1 pseudogene is annotated in these 1,249 nt (G+C 75.6%); it reads left to right on the top strand.

Annotation, left to right across the window (positions count from 1 at the left end):
• A pseudogene (locus G3I19_RS36490) lies at positions 1–1,249 on the top strand (primosome assembly protein PriA); the annotation flags it as partial.

The raw sequence follows: 1,249 nt of genomic DNA, 5'->3' as shown, positions 1-1,249 counted from the left end.
ACGGACGGTCCGCGGCCCGGGTGGACGCCGCGCTCACGGCCGCCCTTGGCCCGGGGCGCCACGCGCTGCTCACCGCCGACGCTGGCCCCGAGAAGCGGTACCGGCAGTGGCTCGCGGTGCGGCGAGGCGCGGTGCGGGCCGTGGTCGGCACCAGGGCCGCGATGTTCGCACCCGTCCAGGACCTCGGCCTCGCCGTCATCTGGGAGGACGGGGACTCCAGCCACAGCGAGCCGCACGCACCGCTGCCGCACGCCCGCGAGGTCCTGCTGCTGCGCGCCGCACACGACAAGTGCGCGTTCCTGCTGGGCAGTACGAGCTGCACGGTGGAGGCCGCCCAGCTCGTCGAGACCGGCTGGGCCGCCCCGCTCGTCGCGGACCGGGAGCAGGTCAGGGCCGCGGCTCCGCTCGTGAGGACGGTGGGCGACCACGATCTGGCGCGGGACGAGGGAGCCAGGGCGGCCAGGCTGCCCAGCCTCGCCTGGCAGGCCGTGCGGGACGGTCTCAGGAGCGGTCCTGTCCTGGTGCAGGTGCCGCGCAGGGGCTATGTGCCACGGCTGTCCTGCGAACGCTGCCGTACGCCCGCACGCTGCGCGCACTGCTCGGGCCCGCTGGAGGCACCGGACGAACGGGCGCTGACATGCGGCTGGTGCGGACGCGACGCGACCGGCTGGCACTGCCTGGAGTGCGGTCACACGAGACTGCGCGCGCAGATCGTGGGCGCCCGGCGCACAGCGGAGGAACTGGGCCGGGCCTTTCCCGCCGTGCCGGTAAGGACATCGGGCCGCGACCATGTGCTGGACACCGTGGACGGCAGACCCGCCCTGGTGGTGAGTACGCCCGGCGCCGAACCGGTCGCCGAAGGGGGCTACGCGGCGGCGCTGCTGCTCGACGGCTGGGCCATGCTCGGGCGGCCCGACCTGCGCGCGGGCGAGGAGGCGCTGCGCCGCTGGATCGACGCGGCCGCGCTGGTACGGAGTCAGAGCGAGGGCGGCACGGTGGTGGTCGTCGCCGAGCCGACGCTCCGCCCCGTACAGGCGCTGGTCCGCTGGGACCCGGCCGGGCACGCGGTCCGTGAGCTGGCCGACCGGGCTGAGCTGGGCTTCCCGCCGGTCTCCCGGATGGCCGCGGTGTCCGGGCGTACCCAGCCGCTCGAAGAGTTCATCGAAGCGGTCAGGCTGCCGGACGACGCCGAGGTGCTGGGCCCGGTGCCGATGATCCCCACCGACCCCAACAGGCCGCGCAGGCCCGG

It is taken from the genome of Streptomyces sp. SID10853, assembly GCF_010548145.1.
In the GTDB taxonomy this organism is placed as follows: Bacteria; Actinomycetota; Actinomycetes; order Streptomycetales; family Streptomycetaceae; genus Streptomyces.
The sequence above is the reverse complement of the archived record's forward strand: the minus strand, read 5'-3'. Positions and strand labels throughout refer to the sequence as shown.